Origin of the sequence: Nonomuraea sp. NPDC050478, from assembly GCF_044458265.1 — a bacterium.
Taxonomy (GTDB): Bacteria; Actinomycetota; Actinomycetes; order Streptosporangiales; family Streptosporangiaceae; genus Nonomuraea; species Nonomuraea ferruginea.
The window spans coordinates 472,936-497,649 of sequence record NZ_JBITHT010000007.1 but is presented as its reverse complement, the minus strand read 5'-3'; the positions used below and the strand labels follow the sequence as shown (position 1 = coordinate 497,649).

Genomic DNA, 24,714 nt, shown 5'->3' with positions numbered 1-24,714 from the left:
CACTATAGCCGGGTTTCCAACGATGTAACACTTCAGTCTCCTCCTGTTTACAACGTTGGATTCATCGATGTAGAAATGCGGTCATCTCACCACCGTTGGGGAAGTGATCGTGATGACCGAGACGTCTACCCACACCCTCACCCGCCGCGGCCTGCTCGGCCTCGGCGCCGGCGCCGGCACCGCCCTGCTCCTCGCGGCCTGCGGCGGAGGCGGCGGTCCCGCCGGCCCCGCGGCCCGCCGATCCGGCCCCGCCTCCGCCGCCCCGACCGCCTACACGGGCCCGAACGTGACCCTGTCCTTCTGGAACGGCTTCACCGGCGGCGACGGCCCGTACATGAAGAAGCTCGTGGACCAGTTCAACGGCGAGCACCCCAACATCAAGGTGACGATGAACGTCTACCAGTGGGCGGACTACTACGCGAAGGTGCCCGCCGCGGTCACCGCGGGACAGGGGCCAGACCTGGGCATCATGCACGTCGACAGCGTGGCGACCAACGCCGCCCGCCAGATCGTGCTGCCGCTGGACGACCTGGCCGCCTCGCTCCAGCTCGCCGAGGCCGACTTCTCCCCGCCGGTCTGGCAGGCAGGCACCTACAAGGGCGGCCGGTACGCGATCCCGCTGGACGTGCACCCGCTCGGCATGTTCTACAACAAGACCGTCATGCGGGAGGCCGGCCTCGACCCGGAAAAGCCGCCGCAGAACGCCGCCGACTACCTGGCCGCGCTGGAGGAGCTGAAGAAGGCCGGCGTGCAGGGCCACTGGGCGACCCCGTTCCCGTTCACCGGCACGTTCCAGTTCACCAGCCTGCTCTACCAGCACGGCGGCACGCTGTTCAACGACGACGCCTCCAAGGCCATGTTCGGCGGGGACGCCGGCGTGCAGGCCCTGACCTGGCTCGTCGACCTGGTCAAGAAGGGCTACAGCCCGAAGAACGTGGGCCAGGACGCCGACGTCATCGCGCTGAAGAACGGCAAGGCCGCCTTCAACTGGAACGGCATCTGGACCATCAACACCCTCAACGAGGTCGAGGGCCTGGAGTGGGGCGTCGCGCCGCTGCCGCAGATCGGCTCCCAGCCGGCGGCGTGGGCGGGCTCGCACCAGTTCGTGGTGTTCAAGCAGCGCAGCCAGGACGACGACAAGCTCACCGCGGCCAAGGTGTTCATCAACTGGATCAGCCGCCACTCCCTGGAGTGGGCCAAGGGCGGCCAGGTCCCCGCCCGCAAGGCGATCAGGGAGAGCGCCGAGTTCCAGGCGCTGAAGGAGCAGGCGACCATCGGCTCCCAGATCGACCACCTGTTCTTCCCGCCGCCGGTCGCGGGCGTCGCCGACGTCAGCCCGCTCATCGACACCGCCGTCAACAGCGCGATCCTGCTCAAGAAGGAGCCGGCGGCCGCCCTGTCGGACGCCGTGACCAAGGCCGACAAGCTCCTGGAGCAGAACCGCAAGAAGTACGGCGGCTGATCCCGTGGTGGACGTACGCATCCGGCGGCCCGCACCGGTCGGGGGAGGCATGACGGCGCCCCCCGTGCGCAGGCGCGGGCGGCTCACGCCGCTGTTCTTCCTGAGCCCGTACCTGCTGCTGTTCTGCCTGTTCGTGGCCGTGCCGGCGGTGTACGGCCTCTACATCAGCCTGCACGAGTGGGACTACCTGCTGCCCGGCAAGCCGTTCGTCGGGCTGGACAACTACGCGGCGTTGTTCGACCCGGACTCGCCGGTGCACGACAACTTCTGGACCTCGATGAAGGCCACCGGCGTCTTCACCCTCGGCAGCGTGCCGCCGCTGGTGGTGCTGCCGCTCGGGGTGGCGATGATCCTGAACCGGCGCTTCCCCGGCCGCACGTTCTTCCGCGCGGTGTTCTTCCTGCCGTTCGTGCTCGGCGTCGCGGTCATCGGCGTCATGTGGCGCATCCTGCTCGACCCTAACCTGGGCTTCGTCAACCACCTGTTCGGCCTGGACATCCCGTGGACGACCGACCTGCCGTGGGCGTGGGTGTCGCTGATCGGCATCACGGTGTGGTGGACGCTCGGCTTCAACGCCGTCATCTACCTGGCCGGGCTGCAGGACATCCCGCGCGAGCTGTACGACGCCGCGTCCGTGGACGGGGCGGGCGCCTGGCAGCGGTTCGTGCACGTCACCCTGCCAGGGCTGCGGCCGGTGGCGGTGTTCGTCACCACCGTGACGATCCTGGCCTCGGCCAACATGTTCGGCCAGGCGCTGCTGGTCACCCAGGGCGCGCCCGGGATCGAGACCCGCACCGCGATCATGTACATCGCCCAGGAGGGTCTCGTCGACTACCGGATGGGCAGCGCCGCCGCCATGAGCTACGTGCTCACCCTCGCCCTCATCGTGGTCAGCGTGATCAACTTCCGGATCTTCAGGAGCAGGTCATGAAGACGCTGAAGGCGTCCGCCTGGTACGTCATGCTCGTCGGCTTCGCCGCGATCGTGATCGTGCCGCTGCTGTGGATGCTGCTCACCTCGCTCAAGACCAACGTCGAGGCGACCCGGATCCCGCCCACGTTCGTGCCCGAGGAGTGGAGCACCGGCGCCTACCGGACGCTCGCCGAGGGCACCAGCGAGACGCCGGTGCTGCGCTGGTTCCTCAACAGCATGGTCGCCGCCACCGGGCAGACCGTGCTCGTGCTGGTGGTCGCCTCCACCGCCGCCTACGCCCTGGCCCGGCTGGAGTTCCGCGGCCGCGGCCTGCTGTTCGGGATCATCGTGGGCACGCTGCTGGTGCCGAGCTTCACGCTGCTCATCCCGAACTTCCTCGTCGTGGACCAGCTCGGCTGGCTCGACAGCCCGTGGGCGCTCATCGTGCCCGGCGCTGCCAGCGCGTTCGGGGTGTTCTTCCTGCGCCAGTTCTTCCTGTCGCTGCCGCCCGAGCTGGAGGAGGCCGCCACCCTGGAGGGCGCCAACCACCTGCAGATCTTCCTGCGCATCGTGCTGCCGCTGGCCCGGCCCGCGCTGGCCACGCTGGCGGTGCTCACCTTCCTGAGCAACTGGAACGAGTTCATCTGGCCCATCTACGTGCTGTTCAGCCCGGACCAGTTCACGCTGCCGCCGGGGCTGTCCATCCTGCAGGGCGCCTACACCATCGACTATCCGGTGATCATGGCGGGCGCGGTGCTCGCCAGCGTCCCCGTCCTCGTCCTGTTCGTCATCGCCCAGCGCTACGTCATCGAGGGCGTGTCCCGGTCGGGCCTCAAGGGCTGACCCGTCCGCATTTCAAGGAGCTGTTTACGTGGAGACCGCACGGCTGACCCTGGACCGCGACTTCACCATCGCCCCGGTCGGCAGGCGCCTGTTCGGCTCGTTCGTCGAGCACATGGGCCGCTGCGTCTACACCGGGATCTTCGAACCCGGCCATCCGACCGCCGACGAGCACGGCTTCCGCGCCGACGTGCTGGAGCTGACCCGCGAGCTGGGGGTGAGCGTCGTACGGTACCCCGGCGGCAACTTCGTCTCCGGCTACCGCTGGGAGGACGGCGTCGGCCCGGTCGCCGACCGGCCCACCCGGCTGGACCTGGCCTGGCGGCAGATCGAGACCAACCGGTTCGGCCTCGACGAGTTCATGACCTGGACGCGGGCCGCCGGGGTGGAGCCGATGATGGCGGTCAACCTCGGCACCCGCGGCATCCAGGAGGCGTGCGACCTGCTGGAGTACGCCAACCACCCCGGCGGCACCCGGCTGTCCGACCTGCGGGCCGAGCACGGCAGGCCCGACCCGTACGGGATCCGGCTGTGGTGCCTGGGCAACGAGATGGACGGGCCGTGGCAGGTCGGCCACAAGACCGCGGACGAGTACGGCCGGCTCGCCAACGAGACGGCGCGGGCCATGCGGCTCGTCGACCCGGACGTGCGCCTGGTGCTCTGCGGCAGCTCCAACAGCCGGATGCCGACGTTCGGCGGCTGGGAGGCGACCGTGCTGGAGCACGCCTACGACGCCGTCGACTACCTGTCGCTGCACGCGTACTACGAGGAGGACGGCGACCTGCCAGGCTTCCTGGCCAGCGCGGCCGACATGGACCGGTTCATCTCCTCGGTGGTCGCCACCGCCGACCACGTCGCCGCCAAGCAGCGCACCCGCAAGCGGATCGACCTGTCCTTCGACGAGTGGAACGTGTGGAACCAGGCCGACTACCACGGCCGCGAGCGGGAGCCGTTCGAGGAGGCGCCGCGCCTCATCGAGGACACCTACACCGCCGCCGACGCCGTCGTCGTCGGCGACCTCCTCATCACGCTGCTGCGGCACGCCGACCGGGTGGCGGTCGCCTGCCAGGCGCAGCTCGCCAACATCATCGCGCCCATCCGCACCGAACCCGGCGGCCCCGCCTGGCGGCAGAGCATCTTTCACCCGTTCGCGCTGACCGCCCGGCACGCGCGCGGCGAGGTGCTGCGCGTCGAGCCGGTGTCGCCGGCGCTCGACACCGGGCGGCACGGCGAGGTGCCGCAGCTGTCCGCGGTGGCCACGCTCGACGAGGACGGGGTGACGCTGTTCGCCGTCAACCGGTCGCCGGACCGGCCGCTGGAGATGACCGCCGACCTGCGGGACGTGCACGCGGACCGCGTCGTCGAGGCGTGCACCCTCGCCGAGGACGACCCGCACCGGGTGGGCGGCCCCGCCGAGGAGGTGCGGCCCCGGCCGCTCGACGGCGTGAAGGCCGACGGCGGGACGCTCACCGCGGTGCTTCCCCCGGCCTCCTGGACAATGGTCAGACTGGGGCGCCGGGCATGAACCCCCGCGTCCTGGCGGGCGCGCTCCTGTGCCTGCTGGCCGCCTGTTCGACGGCAACCCCCACGGGAGAGAGCATGACCTTCACCAACCCGGTCCACGACGCGAACTTCCCCGACCCGGGCGCCCTCCGGGTGGGCGCGACGTGGTACGCGTACGGGACCAACGGGGGCGGCGCGAACGTGCCCCTGCTCACCTCGCCCGACCTGGTGACCTGGACGCCCCGCGGCGACGTGCTGCCCGAGCTCGGCTCGTGGGCCGAGCCGGGCCACACCTGGGCGCCGGAGGCGATCCAGGTGACCGGCGACCGGTTCGCCCTCTACTACACGGCCCGCGCCGCCGGGACCGGCCGCCAGTGCGTCGGCGTCGCCACCGCCGCCCGCCCCGAGGGGCCGTTCAGGGACGACTCCGGCACCCCGCTCGTCTGCCAGGCCGGCGAGGGCGGCTCCATCGACGCCAGCCCGTTCCGCGACGCCGACGGCGCGCTCTACCTCTACTGGAAGAACGACGGCAACGCGATCGGGGAGACCACCTGGCTGTACGGGCAGCGCCTCACCCCCGACGGGCTCGGCCTCGAAGGGGAGCGGGTGCGGCTGCTGGCGAACACCGCAGCCTGGCACGGCAAGGTCGTCGAGGCGCCCCAGCTCGTCCGCCACGAGGGCCGCTACTACCTGTTCTACTCGGCCAACGCCTTCGACGCCGCCGCGTACGCGGTCGGGTACGCCACCTGCGACACCCCGCTCGGCCCCTGCCACGACGCCCCCGAGAACCCGATCCTGTCCAGCGGCGAGGGGGCGGAAGGCCCCGGCCACAGCTACCTGGTGACCACGCCGGCCGGGCAGACCTGGCTGCTCTACCACGCCTGGCCGCCGGACGCGATCGGCAGCGTGGAGCCGGGGCGGCGGCTCTGGCTGGACCGGGTCGACTGGGAAGACGGCAAGCCGATCGTGCGCGGCCCCACCGCGACCCCCCAGCCCCACCCCGCGTAGGAGGGCCGGCCTAGCGTCTCCTGTCCTGGCGGCGGGCCAGCAGCGCCAGCCCGCCCGCCAGCGCGAGCAGGCCGCCGCCCGCCAGCCAGGGCAGGCCGGCGGCCCCGTCCGGCGGCTTCGCGGCGATCGTGAACACCACGTCCGAGCACGAGTAGTACGTGTCCGGAGTGTCGGTGTTGCGCCACACCGTGTAGATCAGGTGACGCCCCGTCTTGCCCGCGGGCAGGCGGCCCTCCATGACGTATGAGCCGTCCCGCATCGGCGGGTCGGTCGCCTCCACGAACGGGCGCGGCTCCAGGTCGTCCCAGCCGAGCGGCCGGGCGGGGTCGTAACCGTCAGCCGTCACGTACAGGTGGAAACTGCCCCGGTGCGGGATCGTGCCCCGGTACCTGAAGGTGAAGTCGCCGCCCCGCACGAGCGTGGTGGCGGGCCAGTCGGCGCGCGGCAGGTCCAGGCCCCGGTAGGCGTCGAGCCCGCCGCTGCACAGCCTGCCGTCGGGGATCACCTCGCGATCCCGCCCGCCGACGTCCGCCACCCGCAGGTCGTCCCACGCGTCCGGCAGGCCGCCGCCGCTCGCCGCCGCCGCGGCGGCGCACGCCGGCTCCCGCGGCGCCCCCTCCGCCCCGCAGGCCGCCGCCCGGCTGACGGGCTCCTCCAGCGCCCCGTGGGAGCCGGTCGCCCACAATCCCAGCACCGCGACGGCCACTCCGGCGATCCGCTGACGCACCTCGGCCGACCTCCTCCTCCGGCGACACCCTGCGCTCAGAGGTACGCCGCCGGGCCCCGGGCAGTTCAGGCCCATGGCGTAAAGGGGACATTGAGCAGTTAATGAGCGTAGAACGACCTGTTGAGTGAACAATGCCCCGGCGCATGCTCGCCGGGTGAACAGGGGGCAGGACAAGGCGTACGAGAGCCGGCACCGCAAGGCGGACCGGCTGTACGAACTCGACGGGTTACGGCTGGCGGCGGCGCTGTGCGTGGTGCTCTTCCACTACACGTTCTCCGGGCCGGTGGGCGGCACGACGACGATCACGTATCCGGAGATCTCCGGTCTGACCCAGTACGGCTACCTGGGCGTGGACCTCTTCTTCCTCATCAGCGGCTTCGTGGTGCTGATGAGCGCCTGGGGCAAGAGCCCGCGCGCGTTCGCCGCCTCCCGGCTGGCCCGGCTCTACCCGGCCTACTGGCTGGGCGTGGCCGTGACCGCGCTGGTGACGGTGACGCTCGGCCAGGGCATGTTCGAGGTCTCGCCGGTCCAGGTGCTGGCCAACCTGACCATGTTCCAGTCGGTGGCCGACGTGCCGAACGTGGACGTCGTCTACTGGACGCTCTGGGCCGAGATGCGGTTCTACTTCCTCATCCTGGCGTTCGCCTGGGTGGGGATGACCAGGGGCCGGGTCATGGCCATGCTGTGGGGGTGGCTGGCCATGACCGCCCTGGTCCAGGCCGGGGTGCTGCCGGGGGTCGCCGACCTGGTCGTGCAGTCGGAGTTCGCGCACTACTTCATCGCCGGCATGGCGCTGTTCATGGTGTACCGGTTCGGGGTCACCTGGCAGACGCTGCTCCTCGTGCCGCTCTGCCTGGCCAACGCGGTGTACCGCGGCATCGGGTACGCCGACGCCGTCGGGCGGCGGTACGGGGCCGAGTACGACCCGTGGGTGATCGCGATCGTGATCGCGGCGGCGTTCCTGGTCATGACGCTGGTCGCGGTGCGCGCGCTGCGGCCGCTCGCCCGGCCCTGGCTGGTGACGGCGGGAGCGCTCACCTACCCGCTCTACCTGCTGCACGGTCACATCGGCTTCGTCGTCATCGAGCGGACCGGCGGCGTCGTGGACCGGTGGGTGCTGCTGGCGGCGCTGGTCGCGGTCATGTGCCTGGCCGCCCACGCCGTGCACCGCTGGGTGGAGCGGCCCGCCGCCCCGCTGGTCAGGCGTCTGGCCGGGCCCCGAACACCTCCTGGTGCCACAGGATCTCCGCCACCCGTTCCAGTCCGGCCGCCAGATGCCGCCGGTAGGTACTGAACGGCAGCCCCAGCCTCTCGGCCGCGGCCTCCTGCGTGGGGACGCGGCCGAAGTACGTGGTGGCCAGAGCCCGGTGGAAGCGGTCCGCGCGCGGGTCCTGCCGCACCTGCTCGACCGCCTGTTCCAGCAGGTCGCGCACGGCCCGCGCGGGGTCGCGCTCGGGGTGCACGGCGACCAGCCGGCACCGGGCCAGCGCGTTGCCCGCCAGCGCGTCCGGCCGCGACACGTTCCGCAGCGCGTCGCGTACCGCCGCGTCGAAGTCCGTACGCGCCAGCACCGCGAGCTCCTTGCCCTGCGGGGACGCGGGCCTGCGCAGGCCCAGCCCGCGCGTGCTCATCCGCTCCAGCCAGGCCTCCGGCGTGATGGTGCGCCAGTCGTGCGCGAACAGGCCGAACGTCTCGCGTCCCAGCGGGATGCGGGCGCCCAGGTCGTGCATGTCGTAGTGGCCCAGGTAGCGCCGCCACGAGTCCGGGTCCCGCATGACCAGGAACGTCCAGGCCAGCCGGTCGGAGCGCAGGCACTCGCCCACCGCGCGCCACTGCACCAGGTCCATGACCGGCGACCTGCCGTGGAAGGGGGGCAGCACCCAGGCGCGGGCCAGCGCGATGTGCTCGCCGGGCCGCGGCGGCGCGGTCTCCTCCACGTGCCGCCACGCCGCCGCGATGAGCGGGCAGTCGGCGTCCGGCTCGGCCGGGCCGCTCACCCGCACCCACGACATGAGCGCGACCGGCTCGCCGGTCTCGGTGCGCCGGTGCACCCAGAACCCCTCCGGCTGCCGGTCGATCCAGTAAGCGGCGTCCGAGGCCGACGCCTCGCCCTCGGCCTCGGCGGCCATCCGCAGGACCTCGTCGCGGTCCTCGGGGTTGAAGGCCTCCTCGTGCACCTCGCCGTCGCCGCGCCAGTTCTGGAACTTCGAGGTCACCCCGTCGTGGCGGTGCAGGAAGAACAGCGAGCCCATGGCCGTCAGCGTGTCCTGCCCTGCGGCGGCCCGCACCTGCGCGGCCAGGTGGGCGTGGATGCGGTGGTGCATGTCCGCGTACCCCTCGGGGTCGCGCCAGCGCAGGTCCGCCTCCAGCGCGTCGCGCACCACGTCGTGCGGGAACAGGCCGTGCCGGCCTGACTCGATGAACGGCAGCCGCCGCAGCCAGTCGAACAGCGGTTTCGGATGGTCGGGCAGCACCGCGCGCAGCAGCTCCTCGGTGGTGGCGTGGGCGTGGGCGCACACCTCCAGGGCGTGGCGGTGGGCCGCCGAGGGCACCTCGCCGACGAGCTGGTCGAGCAGCGTCTCGGCGAGCTCCTCCGGGATGTCCTTGTCCAGGGTCCAGCGGGCCGAGGCCCGCTCGTCCTTGGCGGCGACGGCCGCGCCCAGGCACAGCGCCAGCGGGTGGCCTCCCGCGAAGGCCAGCAGGGGCTCGCGCAGGTCCGCCGCCACCCCGCGGGCGTCGATCAGCGCCATCGCCTCCTGCGGCGCGAGCGTGCGCAGCCGGATCACCCGCAGCACCTCGGCCCAGCCGGGGTCGGCCTGCCAGCGCAGGTCGGGCGGGTTGCGCCCGGCGACCACGACGAGGGCTCCCGCCGGCACCCGCGGCAGGAACCTCTCGCGCAGCCAGCCCTCCAGGCCCTGGCACCGCTCGAACGTGTCGACCAGGAGCACCCCGCGCTCCACGGTGAGCACCTGCCCGGCCTCGGCCTCGAAGCCGCCGGGCGACGGGTCGACGGTGTGCCCGTCCACCGTCACCACCGGACGGCCCGCCGCGGCCGCCTCGGCGCCGAACCGGCGCAACAGCGCCGACTTGCCGATGCCGCCCGAGCCGTGCACGAACAGGACCATGAACGAGCGGTCCGTGCCGAGCGCGGATCGGAAGAGGGCCTGCTCCTCCTCCCGCCCCACGAACGCACGGTCACGGGCGGCCTCCAGGCGCTGCCCCAGTGACGAGAAATCCGCCTCAGGACCCGATAACATGCGGGCCACGATAGCTGTGTGATCTTGACAAGGTCCGGCTAATACAGATCGTCAAACGTGAAAAATTCAACAGAATTTGCTCGCGAGTCATGTTGGCCGAGCACGCGCGGGGCCGTGCTAGTCTTAGAGACGTTGCAGTTCTGGTACCCATGACTTCGTGTGCGCCTAACGGTATGTAACCGTCGGGCGCATTTTGTTTTACCGGTCATTTCCGGATGGGTCCGGACACTCCGGCTCTGTACTCATCAAAGGAGAAATGACATGGCCACAGGCACCGTGAAGTGGTTCAACGCCGAAAAGGGCTTCGGCTTCATCGAGCAGGACGGCGGCGGCGCCGACGTCTTCGCCCACTACTCCAACATCGCCGCTCAGGGCTACCGCGAGCTGCGTGAGGGCCAGAAGGTGAGCTTCGACATCACCCAGGGCCAGAAGGGCCCGCAGGCGGAGAACATCGTCCCCGCCTGACGCTCCACGGCCGAGGGCCCGCATCCCGTTCCGGGGTGCGGGCCCTCGCTCGTTCCCCGGCAGCTCCTCGGCCGCGCCGGTCGCTCGCCGCCAGGCCATGGCGCTGCGGGTGCCCGCGACGTGCTAGACGGGACGCGCCGGAGGCTGCCAGTCGTCGCCGGGGACGGGCGGCTCGTCGCGCTTGCGGATGAGGTAGGGCGGCAGGGCCAGCGCGTGCAGGCCGGTCTTGCGCAGGGTGCCGACCGAGTGCTCCGGCGTCTCGGTGAGCGGGTCGCCCGGCCCGTTCAGCGAGGCGTTGACGAGCACCGGGCAGCCGGTCCTCTCGTGCCAGCGGGTCAGCAACTCGTGCAGGAACGGCGTGCGGCCCGGCTCCACCGTCTGCGGCCGGGCGGTGCCGTCCACGTGTGTGACGCAGGGCAGCTCCTCGCGGTGCTCGGGCCGCACCTCCGCCGCGTACTGCATGAACGGCGCCGGCCGGTCCACGTCGAAGATCCGCCCCGCGTGCTCGGCCAGCACCAGCGGGGCCAGCGGCCGGAACCACTCGCGGCCCTTGACCTCGACGTTGACGTAGTCGCGCAGCTCGGGCACCCGCGGGTCGCCGAGGATGCTCCGGTTGCCCAGCGCGCGCGGCCCCGACTCGGAGCGCCCCTGGTGCAGGCCCACCGTCCGGCCGCCCGCCAGCAGCTCGACGATCGCGCCCGCCAGGTCGGCGGGCCGCTCGGCCGTCAGATCCTCCGGCAGCGCCCGCACCGCCGCGTCGATCTCGGCCGGGTCGGGTTCGGGCCCGAGGAAGTCGTCGGCCCACCGGAAGCCGCTCTCGGCGCCCAGGCACTCGATCATCCCGTACAGGGCGCAGCCCACGGCGGTGCCGCCGTCGTGCGGGCTCGGCGGGATGAACACCTCGCGGAACGGCGACCCGCGGATCAGCCGGCCGTTGGCCGTGCAGTTCAGCGCCGTGCCGCCCGCGAACACCAGGTCCGCCAGGCCCGTCCGCTCGTGCAGCCAGGCCGCGAGCCGGTCGAGCGCCCGCTCGAACGCGCGCTGACCGGCGGCGGCCAGGTTGGCCGACCGCTTGAACGTGCTCGCGCCGTTGGTCACGTAGCGGAACGCCGCGCCCTGGTCGAACGTGTCCAGCCACGCCCGCGGGATGAACACCTCGTGCCCGCGCACGTCCAGCTCCGGCAGTCCGAGCGCGTCCGGGTCGCCGAACGGGGCCAGGTCCATCACCTTGCCCTCGTCGCCCCCGCCGCTCGGCCAGAGCATCCGCGTCAGCAGCGCGTAGAAGCAGCCCAGCCCCGCGGGCCTGGCCCAGTCGCCGTCCCAGAGCTGCTTGGCCAGGCATTCGACCCGGCCGCGCGAGCAGCGGTAGAAGGACGACACCTCCAGCAGGTCGCCCGGCGTGCCGCGGGGCAGCTCCACCCGCTCGGTGAAGTCCCGCACCCGGCTGCCCTGCGTGTCCACGACCAGCCCCGCGGCCTCCTCGAACGGCGACGGCGGGAAGGCGCTGTAGAGGTGGCTCAGGTGGTGCGAGACGAGCACGACCGGCGTGTCCCCGGTCAGGCCGAGGGTCTCGCGCAGCTCCGCACGGTAGGCGGCCAGATTGGCGATCTCGGTGTCGGACGAGTAGCCCTCCACCACGAGGTCCACCGGCCCGGCGAGCTGGGGCAGCCGGGGCAGGTAGTGGTCCGGCAGGTCGCGGAGCCGGCCCCGGTGGTGCTCGCGGCGGGTCATCCGCTCCTTCTGCAGGCTGTGGACCGAGGTCCGGCCGCGGGCGACCGCGATCGACCCGTCCCGGGTACGGTTGACGCCGATCACGACAGGACTTCCGGTCATCTTCGAACCCCCCGAACGAGCGACGAACCAGGAGTCCCGTACCCCGATATCACGATATGTCACAGTATGGTGACACAGTGCTCATGAAGGCCCGGCCGGATCCTCTTCCGGCAGCGACCGCACCCGCTCGATGATCGCCGTCGTGGACCGGTCCGAGACGTAGTCCAGCACCCGCACCTCGCCGCCCATGGCCCGCACCAGCGGAGCCTCCTCCAGCATCTCCGGCGTGTAGTCGCCGCCCTTCACGTACAGGTCGGGGCGGACCATCCGCAGCAGCCGCTCGGGCGTGTCCTCCTCGAACGAGATCACGTAGTCGACGTAACCGAGCGCCGCCAGCACCGACATGCGGTCCTCGCACGAGTTGATGGGCCGCCCCGGCCCCTTCAGCCGCGCCGTGCTCGCGTCGCTGTTGACCGCCACCACCAGCACGTCGCCGAGCCGGGCGGCCCGTTCGAGGTACGTCACGTGCCCCCGGTGCAGCACGTCGAAGCAGCCGTTGGTGAACACGATCCGCTGCCCGCGCCGCCGGTGCTCGTCCAGCCGGGCCGCCAGCCGCTCCGGCGTCTGCGCCCGCCCGTCCTCCCGGTGCAACGCCCGCAGCAGCTCCTGCCTGGTGCAGGTGGCGGTTCCCGGCCTGCGCACCACCACCCCGGCGGCGGCCTGCGCGGCCTGCGCCGCCTGCTCCGGGGCCGCCCCGCCGGCCAGCCACAGCGCGAACGCCGCCGTGTAGGTGTCGCCCGCCCCGGTCGTCATGTGGTCCGGCGCCGGCTCGGCGTAGGTCCGGTACGGCGGCCGTCCCTCCTGGTGCAGCAGGGTGCCCTCGCCGTCCAGCGTGGTCACCACCATCCGCGCGCCCGACTCCGCCAGCAGCCGGCCGGAACGCTCGGTCAGGAAGCGTACCCGGTCGTCGTGGCCGCCGTCCTCACCCAGCAGTTGCAGGACCTCGCCGTAGTTCGGCAGCACCACCGCGGGCGCGCAGGTCCGCCACGGCGTGATCGCGTGCGCGTCCACCACCAGCAGGGGCAGCCCGGCCAGCGCCCGCCGCACCGCGTCCGTGCACCCGCCCGCCCCGTAGTCGCAGGCGATCACCACGTCTGCGCCGGGCAGCGACTCCCGCAGCTCCTCGATCACGCGGGCCTCGGCCGCGGCCGGGATCGGGTCGCGGTCCTCCTCGTCGTAGCGGGCGATGAGCTGCTCGCCGACCATGAGCCGCTGCTTGTGCGGGGTGCGCCTGCCGGGCACGGTCACCATGCGGGCGTCCACGCCCAGCAGGCTGAGCGCCGTGGCGAGCTGCTCGGCGCAGGCGTCGTCGCCGACCGGCCCGATCAGCCGCACGCGCGCGCCCAGCGCGGCCAGGTTGGCCGCCGTGTTGCCCGCCCCGCCCGGCGCGTCCTCGGTGGCCTCGACACTCACCACGGGGACCGGCGCCTCCTGGGCGATGCGCTTGACCGGCCCGCGCAGCCACGAGTCGAGCATCACATCACCGACGACCACGGCCTGGATGTCCCTATCCATAGAAGGGCGACTACCAGGAGGAACGGTTCTCAAACGGTCGCGCTGATCTCACGACCCGGCAGGTCCCCGGACGGCGGCGGCGCACCCCGTGATCCGCGCGGTTCTCCCGCTCTATACAGTCGCCCCATGACGACCGTCCGCTCCCTGATCCTGTTCGCGCTGGCCGCCGTCGCGGAGATCGGCGGGGCCTGGCTCGTGTGGCAGGGGGTGCGGGAGCAGCGCGGGCTCCTCTGGATCGCCGCCGGCGTGCTCGCGCTCGGCGCCTACGGTTTCGTCGCCGCCTTCCAGCCGGACCCGCACTTCGGGCGCATCCTCGCCGCGTACGGCGGCGTGTTCGTGGCCGGGTCGCTGCTGTGGGGAGTGCTGGTCGACGGCTTCCGGCCCGACCGCTGGGACCTCGCGGGCGCGGCGATCTGCCTGGTCGGCGTGGCGGTCATCATGTACGCGCCGCGCGCCTAGTCGCAGAGCCGGGCGTCCGGCAGAGGGCGGCCCATCACCACGTCGGCGGCCGTCGGGAAGGCGCCGACGCACTGCTCGTTGATGCGGTAGAGGCTGGACGTGCCCTGACGCTCCACCAGCACGAAGCCGACGTCGGCGAGGATCTTCAGATGGTGGGACACGGTCGACTGGCCCACCCCGGACGCCGCCACGACCTCCCCGACGCTCATCGGCCCCCGGCGCCGGGCGAGCAGCGACACGATCTGGATGCGGGTGGCGTCGGCCAGCGCCCGGAACCAGCTCGCGTACTCTTCCGCCGCTGCGCGGTCCAGCGGCTGCGTCGACTCGTTCATCGGCCACCCACGATAGCCGTCAGGCGTCCCGCCGCAGCACCACGAGCGCCACGTCGTCCTCGCGCGACCCGAAGGCGGCCAGCATCCGGTCGCAGAAATGCTCCAGGTCGTCCTCGACCGTCTCCGCCAGCTCCCTGGCCCGCTCCAGGCTGACGTCCAGCAGCACATCGCGGTCTTCGAGCAGCCCGTCGGTGAACAGGACGATCGTGCCGCCCGGCGGGAGCATCAGGTGGTCCACCTTGTACTCCTCCTCCGCCACCCCGAGCAGCAGGTTCCCCATCCCGTGGTAACGCGCCCCGTCGCCGACCAGCAGGGGAGGGATGTGACCGGCGTTGGCGAGCTGGACCTCGCCGGTGCCGGGGTGCAGCAGCAGCATGCAGACCGTGGCCGTCATGCCCGGGTGGTAACGGCGCAGGACCTTGTTCAGCAGGCTCATCGAGGCCGCCAGGTCCACCTGGTCCATCACCGCGGCGCGCAGTGCGTGCCGCAGCTCGGCCATGACGGTGGCGGCGTGCAGGGAGTGGCCCATCACGTCGCCGATCGCCACCAGCACCCGGTCGTCGGCCTCCAGCACCTCGTAGAAGTCGCCGCCGACCTCCACGCTGTCGACCGCGGGCCGGTAACGCAGCCCCACCGACAGCCCCGGCACCTCGGGCACCCGCGTCGGCAGCAGGCTGCGCTGCAGGGTGAGCGAGATCGTGTGTTCCTGGGTGTAGGCGCGCAGCGCCTCCACGGCGAGCGCCAGCTCCTGGGCGAGCTGCCGCAGCAGGTTGATCTCGTTGCCGTCGAGTATGGGATCGGCCTCCACGCCCAGGAACACCGGCGGCCTGCTCTTCTTGGTGCGGCACAGCACACCCACGACGGGCCGCGTGACCTCCGAGCCGGGCATCAGCGTGGCCCAGTCGGCGGGGGAGATGGTGACCAGCTCGGCGCCGGCGCTCGGGCCCAGGACCATCTCGCACAACCGGTCGAGCAGGTCGGGCGCGACGTCCCTGGTGACGGCGCGCTCGCCCGGCTGGCCGAGGTAGCGGCGCAGCCGCCCGTCGGCCGGCACCGCCAGCGCCCTCGCCTGGCGGCCCAGGATCGAGGCGGTGCCCTGGACGGCCACCTCCTGCAGGCGTTCGAACGAGTCGGACCGGTTGATCCGCAGCGTCACCTCGGCCAGCTCGGCCAGCCGGTCGGCCATCACCTCCGCCCGCCGCCGCGCGCGCGAGTAGCGCAGCGTCGCCTCCACGGTCGCGATGAACTCACTCGGCTCGATCGGCTCCGCCAGGTAGGCGTCGGCCCCCCGCTCCAGACCCTCGGTACGGTCCTGCACGGTGACGGCGTTCCCCGACACCTGGATGACCGGGATGGACGCCGTCGCCGGATCGGCCTTGATGCGCTCGCACACCTCGAAGCCGCTCATGTCGGGCAGCCAGACGTCCAGGACCACCAGGTCGGGATGGTGCGCGTGCAGCACCGCCATCGCTTCCTCGCCGCCGCCCGCCTCGATCACGCTGTGACCGGCCCGGCGCAGCCAGCTGGACAGGATGTAGCGCTTGGCCGGCGTGTCGTCGACCACCAGCACGCTGGCCGGGCCGGAGTCAGGCACCGCGCCCCCTGGCCGCCTCGCGCACCGCCTCCAGCAGGTCGTGACGGCGCATCCCCTGCTTCGACAGCACGGGATGGCCCTCCGCCGCCTTGCCGGGCGCCACTGTCACCACGACCACCGAGACCTCCCCCAGGTTCTCGTCCTCCGACATCCGCTGCAGGAGCGCGTTGCCGTCAAGCCTGGGCATCAGCATGTCCAGCACGAGGACGTCCGGGGGCCGCGCCGTCATCAGCTCCAGCGCCTCGATGCCGTCGGCGGCCTCCTCGATCTCGCTCGCGACCCCGTACAGCATCCTACGGGCCAGCTCGCGGAAGCCCTGGTCGTCGTCGGCGATGAGCAGCCGCCCGATCTCGGGAGGCCCGTGGCGGCGGGGGAGCCGCAGAGTGGCGGTCGTGCCGGAGCCGGGCGCGCTGGTCAGCTCCAGCTGACCGTCGAGCGCCTCGGCCAGCCTGCGCGCGTACGGCAGGCCGAGGCCGGTGCCCTTGGTCTTGACCTGCAGCGCGTTGGGCACCTGGAAGAACTCCTCGAACACGCGGCTCAGGTGTTCCTCGGAGATGCCGATGCCGGTGTCGGACACCGTGATCACCACCTGGCCGGCCTCCTCGTCGAGGTGGGCGCTCAGTCGCACCTCGCCCTCCTGGGTGTACTTCAGCGCGTTCGCCACCAGGTTGCGCAGCACCCGGGTGAGCATGCCCTCGTCGGTGTAGATCTCGCCCACCTCCGGCGCCACCTCGGTGTGCAGGGCGACGTCGCTGGTGGGCTGCATGGTGGCTCTGAGCTGGTGCACGAGCCTGACGAGGTTCACGGACCCGAGCTGGGGATGCAGCGGGCCCGACTCGGCCTTGGCCATGTCGAGCAGCTCGCCGACGAGCGCCAGCAGCGTCTCCGCCGAGCTGCCGATGAACCCGATCTGCTGCTCCTGCTCCCCGGAGAGCGGCTCGCCGCCCGGGCCGGTCAGCAGCCGCACCAGGCCGATGATGGAGTTGAGCGGGGTGCGCAGCTCGTGGCTGACCGTGGCCCAGAACCGGTTCCTGGTCTCGGCCACCTCACGCAGCTGGCTGGACTTCTCGTCCAGCTCGGCGTAGAGGGCGACCACGCCCCTGTTGGTCTCCTCCAGCTCCGTGGACAGCTCGTTGTACAGGGCCAGCACGCCCGCGTTGGTCTCCTGCAGCTCGGCGTTGAGCCGCAGCACGTCGTCCAGGGTCGCGGCCAGCTCCCTGTTCTGCTGGCGCAGCTCCTCCAACGCGGTGGTGGGGGCCACACGGGCCAGCTGCTCGCGGATCCGCGCGGCCGGCATCGAGGGCTTGCGCCCCGGCAGCCGCTTGACGAGGGTGAACCGCCCGTCGTCCGCGGTGACCCTGTCCACCAGGCGGCGGGCCAGCGCCACACCGTCGGATCCGGCCGGGTCGGCGTCCGCGGCGTGCTCGATCGTGATGATCAGTTCGCCGTCCTCCAGCGTGGAACGTACGAGGGCGCCCGAACCGATCACCTCCCGGCCCACCTCGCTGAGCGCGGTGGCGATCCGGATCTGGTCCTGCGCCTCCAGCCCGGCCAGCTCGGCGGCGGCACGGCCGAGCCGGCGCAGCACGAACACGTCCCGGTCCTCGGCCAGGCGCATCCTGAAAAGCTCAAGCGCGGTCACGTCGCGGCCTCACGATCACTACGCAGGCGTCGTCCCGCCGGCTGCCCGCGTCGCGGAGCAGCCCGGCGGCGATCACGGCGGGGGAGCGGGAGAACAGGCCCGGCATGGTGGTGGGCGACCACCGGTCCGTGAGCCCGTCGGAGTGCAGCACGACCGTCGCGTGCTCGTCCAGTTCGTACTCGTACTGCCTGAGGCGCCGCCGCTGGTGGCCGGTGATGCCGGGCACCGACACCATGCCCTGGCGGTCGTCGGCGTGCGTGATCCAGCCGGAGATGTTGCCCAGCCCGGCGTAGCTCACCCGCGCGGGGGTGACCCGCGCGACCGCGGCCGCGCCGCCGCGGGTGTGCGCCAGCCCGTCGTGCAGGCGGCGCAGGATGGCCAGCGGCTCGTCGGCCGGCCTCTCCAGGAAGAGCTCGACCGCCTCCCGGGAGGCGTGCGCGGCGGCCGGTCCGTGGCCCAGTCCGTCGAACAGCAGGACGGTGATGTCCTGCTCGCCGGTGGACACGGCGAAGGCGTCACCCGAGACGACCTCCTCGCCGATGGGGCGGACGAGGCCGCTGGCCGGCGGCGGCTCGATCGTTCCCTTCGCGGCGAACTGGACGGCGAGCAGCGTTCCCCGGCCCGGCAGCGAGTGCACGTCGTACGAGGACGCCATGCGGGTGATGGCGCCCAGTCCGATGCCGAGCGTGCCGGAGGTCGAGTAGCCGTCGCGCAGCGCCCGCGCCACGTCCGGCATGCCCGGCCCCCGGTCCAGCGTGATCAGTTCGACCACCTGCGGCGCGACGGGGCAGGGGCGGACCAGGGCCACACCCTGCACGGCATGCTTGACCAGGTTGGAGACGGCCTCGGTGACCGCCACCGCCACCTGGCCGACGCGCTCGTCGCCGAACCCGGCCGTCTTGGCGAGGTCGACGGCCAGCCTGCGCACCGCCCCCACCGCGCTGGGCTCCTCGGCGCGGATCCAGGCGTCGTCGCGGACCTGGTCGGCTTCGATCATCCTCGGGCCCACTTCGTCACGACGATCGTGGTGCCCTCACCGGGGGCGGAGGTCAGGTCGAACTGGTCGACCAGCCGCCGCGAGCCGCCGAGGCCGAGACCCAGCCCGGCGCCGGTGGTGTAGCCGTCGACCAGCGCCTGTTCGACGTCGGCGATGCCGGGGCCCTCGTCGCTGAAGGCCAGACGCAGCCCGCGACGCCGGCCGTCCTCGACGACCTCCACGGTGACGCGGCCCCCGCCGGCGTGCACCAGCACGTTGCGTGCCAGCTCGCTCGCCGCGGTCACCACCTTCGTCTGGTCTATCAGGGACATGCCCGCCTCGATCGCGACGGCGCGCACCTGCTGGCGGACCGCCACCACGTCGGCGTTGCTGGCGATGGGCATCCGGCCGCCGTCCGTCATCGCGTCGTGTCCCTGCCGCGGAGGTGGCCGAGCGCCGCGACGCCCTTCTCCAGGTCGAGCGCGGTGCGCACACCGCCGAGTGACAGACCGAGCTCCACCAGGGTGATGGCCACGGCCGGGCGCATGCCGACGACCACGGTGTCGGCGTCGAGCAGCCGGCACATGGCCGCGATGGTGGCGAGCATCCTGCCGATGAACGAGTCGATGATCTCCACCGCCGTGATGTCGATGACGACGCCCCGGGCGCCGGTCGCGACGACCCGCTCCGCCAGGTCCTCCTGCAGACTCAGCACGCTCTGGTCGTCGAGGTCGATCTGGATGGAGATGATCAGGATGTCGCCGAGCTTGAGGATGGGGACACGTTCCATCACGCGTCCTCCGCGCGGATCGCGATCTGCGTCCGCCGGCCCTCGCCGAACTCGATGCCGCTGCGCCGCAGCGTGTACGCGAGCGCGTCGGCCAGCGTGGCCTTGGTCACGATGTCGCCGAACTCGATGCCGAGCGTGACGATCGTGTACGCGATCTGCGGGCTGATGCCGGAGATCACGCACTCGGCGCCCATGAGCCGGGCGGCCACCACGGTCTTGAGCAGGTGCTGGGCCACCTGCGTGTCGACGGCGGGGACGCCGGTGATGTCGATGACGGCGTGCTCGGACCCGGTGTCGACCAGGGTCTGCAGCAGCTTCTCCATCACGACCTGGGTCCTGGCCGAGTCGAGGGTGCCGACCAGGGGCACGGCCACGATGCCTTCCCACAGCTTGACCACCGGGGTGGACAGCTCCAGGAGCTGCTCGGCCTGGTCCAGGATGACCTTCTCCCTGGCGGCCGCGTACGTCTCGATGGTGTACAGGCCCAGGTCGTCGATCAGCCGCGAGAACCAGATGAACCCGCGCAGCGCCTCGGGCTCCCCGTCGGCCTCGACGACCTCGTACACCGCCTCCTTGAGGCCGAACACCGCGCGTGCGGTGTCGGAGGGGGTGTGGCCCCGGCGGACGCGGTCGCGCGAGAGCTCCGCGAGCAGGCCGCGAATGTCGGCGAGGTCACTGCCTTCCTCCGCCAAGGCGGTGCGCAGGGCCTGGTAGAGCTCCTTCAGCTCGTCTACCGGGGCCTTGGCGAGGGCGCTCCAGCGGCGCAGGATCTGCTCGTCCGAAGTGCCCAGCAGCTCCTCTATGCGTCGCCTGGCGACGTCGGCATGGACGTTCAAATGGACTCCTGATGATACGTATGACGCACTGCCGGGCAAAGATTAACGCCCGATTGGTCCGGCAGGTGAAAGATGTGCGATTTGTCCCGAACCGTGTGCTCTCACGACGATATCCGATGCTGAGCACCACACCGCGTACCGAGATATTCCCGTGGTGCGAAAGCGGAAAGCCGCTGGCCGGGCCTGGTCAGGACACCGCCGCCGTGGTACGCCGGGGCACCAGCGTGGGCGTGATCGAGATGCGCGCCGACGCCGTCCGGCCGCCGATGCGCTCCAGCAGCAGCCGGCCCGCCGTGCGGCCCATGGTGACGCCCGACTGGTCGACGCTGGTGAGCGAGATGTGCGCCAGCGCGGCCAGCCAGCTGTTGTCGTATCCGGCGACCGAGACGTCGTCCGGCACGGCGAGCCCGGCCTCGCGCAGCGCGGCGAGGGCGCCGATGGCGGCCAGGTCGGCGCCCGCGAAGATCGCCGTCGGCGGCTCGGGCCGGCTCAGCAGCTCGCCGACGCCCTTGTGGCCGCCTTCCTCGGTGTACGTGGTCCACGCGATGTCGGCGTGCTCGCCCAGGCCCAGCCGGACCATGGCCCGCTCGTACGCCCGGGCGCGGATGGCCTGCAGCAGGGTGGCGGGCTCGCCCCGGCTGGAGTCGCGGTGGGCGATGTGCGCGATGCGGCGGTGGCCCAGGCCGGCCAGGTGCTCGACCACGAGCTCGGCGCCCACCTCGTCGTCGTCGAAGACGGCGTCGTAGCGGGGGGAGCGGTCGTGGCGGCCGAGCACCACGACCGGCACCGTGGCGGCGATCGCCTCCAGGTCGGACTGCGGGCTGAGGGGGGCGACCAGCACGATCCCGCCCACCGACTGGTCGATGAGCGCGTGGATGGCCCGCGACTCGCTCGCCGGGCCGCGGCCCCCCTGGCTGATCACGACCTCGTACCCGGTGCCGGCGATCTCCTCGACGACGCCGTCGACCAGGTCGGGGAAGAACGGGTTGCGCAGGTCGGGCAGGAGCACGCCGAGAGTGGAGGTGTGGCCGCGCAGCGCGCGGGCCGCCACGTGCGGCCGGTAGCCCAGCTCGTCGATGGCCGCCAGCACCCGGGCGCGCATGGAGGGGCTGACCCCGTAGGCGTCGCGGAGCACCTTGGACACCGCCGACCTGGACACCTGGGCGTGCAGCGCCACGTCCGCGATGGTCACCCTGGTCATCCGGCCTCCCCGTAGAACGAACCACACCAGACGTGCCGTCGAGCCTCTTGACGCCCCTCCGGAGCGGAGGATAGCAATGGAGAACGTTCTACATCCCGTCTCGGAGCACCCGGATTCCCTCGACACCGCCCGCTTTCACGACATAACCGGAAAGCGGCCTTTCCGCATGCCATAAATTTCCGGAAATATCACCGATGAGTAATTGTTATCCGGACAAAGTCTTGACGCTACCGAATCGCAAAGTTTAAGTTAGCGGCGATTGGGGGGTTTGAAACGATTTAATGGTCCACGCGAAATTCCTGGAGGGCGTCATGAAGGCCGCTTGCCTCAGAGTCGCAGCCGCCGCCACCGCCGTGGTCACGTCACTGACCTCATGCGGGTCGTCCGAGCCGACCTCGGCCGACGGGACCGTCACGCTCAAGCTGCTCATCGACAACGCCGAGGCCACCGTGGCCGCCGCAGAATCCGTGGTGCGGGCGTTCGAGGCCGCCGAGCCCACTGTCGAAATCGACACCGAGACCCGTCCCGGCGGCGCCGAAGGCGACAACATCGTCAAAACCCGGCTCTCCACCGGCGAAATGGCCGACGTTTTCTGGTACAACTCGGGCTCACTCATCCAGGCGCTCAACCCGAGCCAGACGCTCGTCGACCTCACCGGCGACCCCGTCCTCGCGAACGTGCAGGAGTCCTACCTGCCGGTGGTGTCCCACCAGGACAAGGTGTACGGGGTCCCGGCCGGCACCGCGGCCGGCGGCGGCATCCTCTACAACCGCAAGGTCTACGCCGACCTCGGCCTGGAGACGCCCAGGTCCTGGGCCGAGTTCATGGCCAACAACGACAAGGTCAAGGCCGCCGGCCTGGCGCCGGTCATCTCCACCTTCAAGGAGACCTGGACCTCGCAGCTGTTCGTGCTCGGCGACTTCTACAACGTCCAGGCCGCGGTGCCCGCCTTCGCCGCCGGCTACACCGCCAACAAGGCCAAGTACGCCACCACCCCGGCCGCGCTGTCGGGGTTCCGGAAGCTCGCCGAGGTGCACGCCGCCGGCCTGCTGAACGACGGGTTCGGCTCGGCCACCCTGGACAACGGGCTGAAGCTGCTGGCCGAGGGCAAGGGCGCGCACTACCCGATGCTCACCGGCGTGATGCCGGCCCTCATCGAGCAGTACCCGTCCGTCAAGACCGACATCGGATTCTTCGGCATCCCCGGCGACGACCCGGGCACCCACGGCGCCACCGTCTGGGAGCCCGCCGGCGCCTACATCCCCGCCTCCAGCGAGCACGTCGACGCGGCCAAGAAGTTCCTCGCCTTCATCGCCTCACCGGCCGGCGCCCAGGCGTTCTCCGAGGGCGTCGCCCCGGCGGGACCGTACCGGATCAAGGGCGCCGAGCTGCCCGAGGACGTCATCCAGGTGGCCAAGGACCTCAGCGCCTACATCGAGAGCGGCGCATCCGCGCCCGCGCTGGAGTTCGTCTCGCCGGTGAAGGGCCCGTCGCTGGAGCAGATCACCGTCGCCGTCGGCTCCGGGCTCACCACGCCGGCGGAAGGCGCGGCCCAGTACGACAAGGACGTGGAGAAGCAGGCCAGGCAACTGGGGCTGGCCGGATGGTGACCTCGGCCCGGCCTCGCCGGGCGGCCGCTCCGGAGAGCGGCCGCCGCCCGGCCCGGCCCAGGGCCCGCGCGGTCTACCCGTACGCGTTCTACCTGCCGGCCGGGATCGTCTACACCGTCATCTTCCTCGTGCCGACGGTGATGGCCTTCTACTTCGCGCTCACCCGGTGGACGCTGTTCGACAGCACGTTCGTCGGCCTGGACAACTTCCGCGACTTCTTCGCCGAGCAGAACCTGCGCGTCGGCTTCCGGAACACGATCGTCTACGCGGTCGTCACCAGCGGGCTGAAGGTGGTGCTCGGCCTGCTGCTGGGCGTGCTGCTCACCTCGAACCTGCGGCTGCGCGGCTTCCTGCGCTCGGTCGTGTTCTTCCCCGTGCTGGTCAGCACCGTCGCGGTCGGCATCACCTTCAGCGTCCTGCTCAAACCCGACACCGGCCTGGTCGACAAGGCGCTGGGCGTCTTCGGGATCTCCGGCCCCGACTGGCTCGGCGACGCCACGACCGCGCTGCTGTCGGTGGCGCTGGTCGACGTCTGGAAGGGCGTGGGCCTGGCCACCGTCATCTACATCGCCGGGATCATGTCGATCCCGCGCGACTACTACCAGGCGGTCGAGGTCGACGGCGGCAGCGCCTGGCACCGGTTCCGGCACGTCACGCTGCCGCTGTCCTGGCCCGCCACCTACTCGGTGATCATCCTGTCGTTCATCGGCGGCCTGCGCACCTTCGACCTCATCTGGACCATGACCCGGGGCGGTCCCGGCTTCACCAGCGACGTCATCGCCTCGATCATCTACAAGCAGTATCAGGCGGGCTTCTACGGCCTGGCCACGGCCGGGAACGTGATCCTGTTCCTCGCCGTCACCGCGATCGTGGTCCCGCTCGTCCGCCTGCTCGACCGCCGGGAGATCCACTCGTGAGGACAACCGCGCGCAGGATCGGCGCCGAGACGCTCGCGCTGGCGGTGGCCGCCGCCGTCTTCCTGGTGCCCTTCTCGTTCATGCTGCTCACCGCGGTCAAGGACGAGAAGCAGGCCGCCGACCTGGACTTCGCCTGGCCGACGAGCTGGCCCGTGGTGCGGAACCTGGTGGAGGTGATCTCCGCCCGCGACTACCTGCTGCTGACCGCGTACGTGAACAGCACCATCCTCACGGTCACCTCGGTCGCGCTGCTCGTGGTGTTCGCCTCCATGGCCGCGTTCGTGCTGCAGCGGCGGCCCGGCCGGGTGGCCGGCGTGGTCAACCTGCTCGTGCTGTCCGGGCTGATCATCCCGCCGGCCGTGGTGCCGACCATCTGGGTGCTGCAGGGCATCGGGCTGTTCAAGACGCTGCCGGGGCTCATCCTGGTCGAGGTCGCCTACAGCCTGTCGTTCGCGATGCTGCTCTACCGGGCGTTCATCGCCGCCATCCCGCGCGAGCTGGACGAGGCCGCCATGATCGACGGCTGCACCGGGATGGCGCTGTTCTTCCGGGTGATCTTCCCGTTGATGCGGCCGGTGACCATCACCGTGATCCTCACCACGTCCGTCGCCGTCTTCAACGACTTCGTCAACCCGCTCTACTTCCTGCCCGGCGACGACAACGCCACCGTCCAGCTCACCCTCTACAACTTCCAGAGCCAGTACAGCACCCAGTGGAACCTGCTGTTCATGGACATCGTCCTGATCACGATCCCGCCGCTGCTGGCCTTCGTCTTCTTCAACCGCAAGATCGTGGCCGGCATGACCGCCGGCGCGATCAAGGGCTGACCCACTCG

Annotated in this window: 23 protein-coding genes; 11 read left to right on the top strand and 12 right to left on the bottom strand. The window is 71.5% G+C overall.

What is annotated here, in order from left to right:
* The first annotated feature begins 112 nt into the window (after positions 1-112).
* From ACIBF7_RS35145 to ACIBF7_RS35125, 5 genes are read left to right on the top strand one after another with little or no spacing between them, the layout of a single operon-like run.
* Complete coding sequence (locus tag ACIBF7_RS35145) at positions 113-1,462, top strand: ABC transporter substrate-binding protein (RefSeq protein ID WP_364230583.1); 1,350 nt, start codon at positions 113-115, stop codon at positions 1,460-1,462.
* A 49-nt stretch (positions 1,463-1,511) separates the two neighbouring features.
* Positions 1,512-2,393: a carbohydrate ABC transporter permease gene (locus tag ACIBF7_RS35140; RefSeq protein ID WP_219547751.1), complete on the top strand. Its 882-nt coding sequence runs from the start codon at positions 1,512-1,514 to the stop codon at positions 2,391-2,393.
* Positions 2,390-3,217, top strand: a complete 828-nt coding sequence (locus tag ACIBF7_RS35135; RefSeq protein WP_219547753.1) for a carbohydrate ABC transporter permease — start codon at positions 2,390-2,392, stop codon at positions 3,215-3,217. The genes ACIBF7_RS35140 and ACIBF7_RS35135 overlap by 4 nt, the downstream gene beginning before the upstream one ends.
* Positions 3,218-3,245: 28 nt before the next feature.
* Positions 3,246-4,739, top strand: coding sequence for an alpha-N-arabinofuranosidase (locus ACIBF7_RS35130; RefSeq protein WP_397199065.1), 1,494 nt, complete (start codon positions 3,246-3,248; stop codon positions 4,737-4,739).
* Entirely contained in the window at positions 4,736-5,725 is a 990-nt protein-coding gene (locus ACIBF7_RS35125) for a glycoside hydrolase family 43 protein (RefSeq protein WP_397199064.1), read from the top strand. Before ACIBF7_RS35130 ends, ACIBF7_RS35125 begins: the two co-directional genes overlap by 4 nt.
* A gap of 10 nt (positions 5,726-5,735) precedes the next feature.
* On the opposite strand, the gene ACIBF7_RS35120 is transcribed toward ACIBF7_RS35125, so the two are convergent.
* Complete coding sequence (locus tag ACIBF7_RS35120) at positions 5,736-6,452, bottom strand: lytic polysaccharide monooxygenase (protein ID WP_397199063.1); 717 nt, start codon at positions 6,450-6,452, stop codon at positions 5,736-5,738.
* Between the two features lie 154 nt (positions 6,453-6,606).
* Between ACIBF7_RS35120 and ACIBF7_RS35115 the strand changes: the two genes are divergently transcribed.
* Positions 6,607-7,746 (top strand): acyltransferase family protein, encoded by a 1,140-nt coding sequence (locus ACIBF7_RS35115; protein ID WP_397199062.1) that lies wholly within the window; start codon positions 6,607-6,609, stop codon positions 7,744-7,746.
* Here ACIBF7_RS35115 and ACIBF7_RS35110 read toward each other — a convergent pair.
* Entirely contained in the window at positions 7,652-9,709 is a 2,058-nt protein-coding gene (locus tag ACIBF7_RS35110; RefSeq protein ID WP_397199061.1) for an ATP-binding protein, read from the bottom strand. The two genes, ACIBF7_RS35115 and ACIBF7_RS35110, sit on opposite strands and share 95 nt — an antisense overlap.
* Positions 9,710-9,970: 261 nt before the next feature.
* On the opposite strand from ACIBF7_RS35110, the gene ACIBF7_RS35105 reads away from it, so the two are divergent.
* Entirely contained in the window at positions 9,971-10,174 is a 204-nt protein-coding gene (locus ACIBF7_RS35105) for a cold-shock protein (RefSeq protein ID WP_148031343.1), read from the top strand.
* 123 nt (positions 10,175-10,297) lie between these two features.
* On the opposite strand, the gene ACIBF7_RS35100 is transcribed toward ACIBF7_RS35105, so the two are convergent.
* Positions 10,298-12,007 (bottom strand): carbamoyltransferase C-terminal domain-containing protein, encoded by a 1,710-nt coding sequence (locus tag ACIBF7_RS35100; RefSeq protein WP_271279556.1) that lies wholly within the window; start codon positions 12,005-12,007, stop codon positions 10,298-10,300.
* Between the two features lie 81 nt (positions 12,008-12,088).
* Entirely contained in the window at positions 12,089-13,522 is a 1,434-nt protein-coding gene (rfaE2, locus tag ACIBF7_RS35095; protein WP_397199060.1) for a D-glycero-beta-D-manno-heptose 1-phosphate adenylyltransferase, read from the bottom strand.
* Positions 13,523-13,648: 126 nt separating this feature from the next.
* Between rfaE2 and ACIBF7_RS35090 the strand changes: the two genes are divergently transcribed.
* Positions 13,649-13,981, top strand: a complete 333-nt coding sequence (locus ACIBF7_RS35090) for a YnfA family protein (RefSeq protein ID WP_148031346.1) — start codon at positions 13,649-13,651, stop codon at positions 13,979-13,981.
* Here the strand turns inward: ACIBF7_RS35090 and ACIBF7_RS35085 are convergent.
* From ACIBF7_RS35085 to ACIBF7_RS35050, 8 genes are all read right to left on the bottom strand, one after another.
* Complete coding sequence (locus ACIBF7_RS35085) at positions 13,978-14,313, bottom strand: helix-turn-helix transcriptional regulator (RefSeq protein ID WP_148031347.1); 336 nt, start codon at positions 14,311-14,313, stop codon at positions 13,978-13,980. The genes ACIBF7_RS35090 and ACIBF7_RS35085 overlap by 4 nt on opposite strands.
* Before the next feature lie 19 nt (positions 14,314-14,332).
* On the bottom strand, positions 14,333-15,907 hold the full coding sequence (locus tag ACIBF7_RS35080; protein WP_271279555.1) for a SpoIIE family protein phosphatase: 1,575 nt from the start codon (positions 15,905-15,907) through the stop codon (positions 14,333-14,335).
* On the bottom strand, positions 15,900-17,549 hold the full coding sequence (locus ACIBF7_RS35075) for an ATP-binding protein (RefSeq protein ID WP_271279554.1): 1,650 nt from the start codon (positions 17,547-17,549) through the stop codon (positions 15,900-15,902). Before ACIBF7_RS35075 ends, ACIBF7_RS35080 begins: the two co-directional genes overlap by 8 nt.
* Positions 17,536-18,546 carry an ATP-binding SpoIIE family protein phosphatase gene (locus ACIBF7_RS35070; RefSeq protein WP_271279553.1) on the bottom strand — a complete coding sequence of 337 codons (1,011 nt, stop codon included), beginning with the start codon at positions 18,544-18,546 and terminating at the stop codon, positions 17,536-17,538. The genes ACIBF7_RS35075 and ACIBF7_RS35070 overlap by 14 nt, the downstream gene beginning before the upstream one ends.
* Complete coding sequence (locus ACIBF7_RS35065; RefSeq protein ID WP_271279552.1) at positions 18,543-18,947, bottom strand: anti-sigma regulatory factor; 405 nt, start codon at positions 18,945-18,947, stop codon at positions 18,543-18,545. The genes ACIBF7_RS35070 and ACIBF7_RS35065 overlap by 4 nt, the downstream gene beginning before the upstream one ends.
* A complete protein-coding gene (locus ACIBF7_RS35060; protein ID WP_271279551.1) occupies positions 18,944-19,315 on the bottom strand; it encodes an STAS domain-containing protein in 372 nt (123 codons plus the stop codon). Before ACIBF7_RS35060 ends, ACIBF7_RS35065 begins: the two co-directional genes overlap by 4 nt.
* Positions 19,315-20,151, bottom strand: a complete 837-nt coding sequence (locus ACIBF7_RS35055; protein WP_271279550.1) for an STAS domain-containing protein — start codon at positions 20,149-20,151, stop codon at positions 19,315-19,317. The genes ACIBF7_RS35060 and ACIBF7_RS35055 overlap by 1 nt, the downstream gene beginning before the upstream one ends.
* 187 nt (positions 20,152-20,338) lie before the next feature.
* The gene (locus ACIBF7_RS35050; RefSeq protein ID WP_148031354.1) at positions 20,339-21,352 is read right to left on the bottom strand and encodes a LacI family DNA-binding transcriptional regulator; all 1,014 of its coding nucleotides are present in this window, start codon (positions 21,350-21,352) and stop codon (positions 20,339-20,341) included.
* A 311-nt stretch (positions 21,353-21,663) separates the two neighbouring features.
* On the opposite strand from ACIBF7_RS35050, the gene ACIBF7_RS35045 reads away from it, so the two are divergent.
* Genes ACIBF7_RS35045 through ACIBF7_RS35035 form a run of 3 tightly spaced genes read left to right on the top strand, consistent with a single transcriptional unit; the run spans position 21,664 to position 24,706 of the window.
* Positions 21,664-22,962, top strand: a complete 1,299-nt coding sequence (locus ACIBF7_RS35045; RefSeq protein WP_397199059.1) for an ABC transporter substrate-binding protein — start codon at positions 21,664-21,666, stop codon at positions 22,960-22,962.
* On the top strand, positions 22,956-23,879 hold the full coding sequence (locus tag ACIBF7_RS35040) for a sugar ABC transporter permease (RefSeq protein ID WP_364230622.1): 924 nt from the start codon (positions 22,956-22,958) through the stop codon (positions 23,877-23,879). The genes ACIBF7_RS35045 and ACIBF7_RS35040 overlap by 7 nt, the downstream gene beginning before the upstream one ends.
* A complete protein-coding gene (locus ACIBF7_RS35035) occupies positions 23,876-24,706 on the top strand; it encodes a carbohydrate ABC transporter permease (protein ID WP_271280495.1) in 831 nt (276 codons plus the stop codon). Before ACIBF7_RS35040 ends, ACIBF7_RS35035 begins: the two co-directional genes overlap by 4 nt.
* The last annotated feature ends 8 nt before the right edge of the window (positions 24,707-24,714 follow it).

Coding starts and splice junctions, on each gene's coding strand:
- ACIBF7_RS35105 (WP_148031343.1), top strand. CDS start 9,971: ATGGCCACAGGCACCGTGAAGTGGTTCAACGCCGAAAAGGGCTTCGGC.
- ACIBF7_RS35125 (WP_397199064.1), top strand. CDS start 4,736: ATGAACCCCCGCGTCCTGGCGGGCGCGCTCCTGTGCCTGCTGGCCGCC.
- ACIBF7_RS35045 (WP_397199059.1), top strand. CDS start 21,664: ATGAAGGCCGCTTGCCTCAGAGTCGCAGCCGCCGCCACCGCCGTGGTC.
- rfaE2 (WP_397199060.1), bottom strand. CDS start 13,522: ATGGATAGGGACATCCAGGCCGTGGTCGTCGGTGATGTGATGCTCGAC.
- ACIBF7_RS35110 (WP_397199061.1), bottom strand. CDS start 9,709: ATGTTATCGGGTCCTGAGGCGGATTTCTCGTCACTGGGGCAGCGCCTG.
- ACIBF7_RS35040 (WP_364230622.1), top strand. CDS start 22,956: ATGGTGACCTCGGCCCGGCCTCGCCGGGCGGCCGCTCCGGAGAGCGGC.
- ACIBF7_RS35085 (WP_148031347.1), bottom strand. CDS start 14,313: ATGAACGAGTCGACGCAGCCGCTGGACCGCGCAGCGGCGGAAGAGTAC.
- ACIBF7_RS35135 (WP_219547753.1), top strand. CDS start 2,390: ATGAAGACGCTGAAGGCGTCCGCCTGGTACGTCATGCTCGTCGGCTTC.
- ACIBF7_RS35100 (WP_271279556.1), bottom strand. CDS start 12,007: ATGACCGGAAGTCCTGTCGTGATCGGCGTCAACCGTACCCGGGACGGG.
- ACIBF7_RS35090 (WP_148031346.1), top strand. CDS start 13,649: ATGACGACCGTCCGCTCCCTGATCCTGTTCGCGCTGGCCGCCGTCGCG.
- ACIBF7_RS35145 (WP_364230583.1), top strand. CDS start 113: ATGACCGAGACGTCTACCCACACCCTCACCCGCCGCGGCCTGCTCGGC.
- ACIBF7_RS35060 (WP_271279551.1), bottom strand. CDS start 19,315: ATGGAACGTGTCCCCATCCTCAAGCTCGGCGACATCCTGATCATCTCC.
- ACIBF7_RS35140 (WP_219547751.1), top strand. CDS start 1,512: ATGACGGCGCCCCCCGTGCGCAGGCGCGGGCGGCTCACGCCGCTGTTC.
- ACIBF7_RS35050 (WP_148031354.1), bottom strand. CDS start 21,352: ATGACCAGGGTGACCATCGCGGACGTGGCGCTGCACGCCCAGGTGTCC.
- ACIBF7_RS35070 (WP_271279553.1), bottom strand. CDS start 18,546: ATGATCGAAGCCGACCAGGTCCGCGACGACGCCTGGATCCGCGCCGAG.
- ACIBF7_RS35065 (WP_271279552.1), bottom strand. CDS start 18,947: ATGACGGACGGCGGCCGGATGCCCATCGCCAGCAACGCCGACGTGGTG.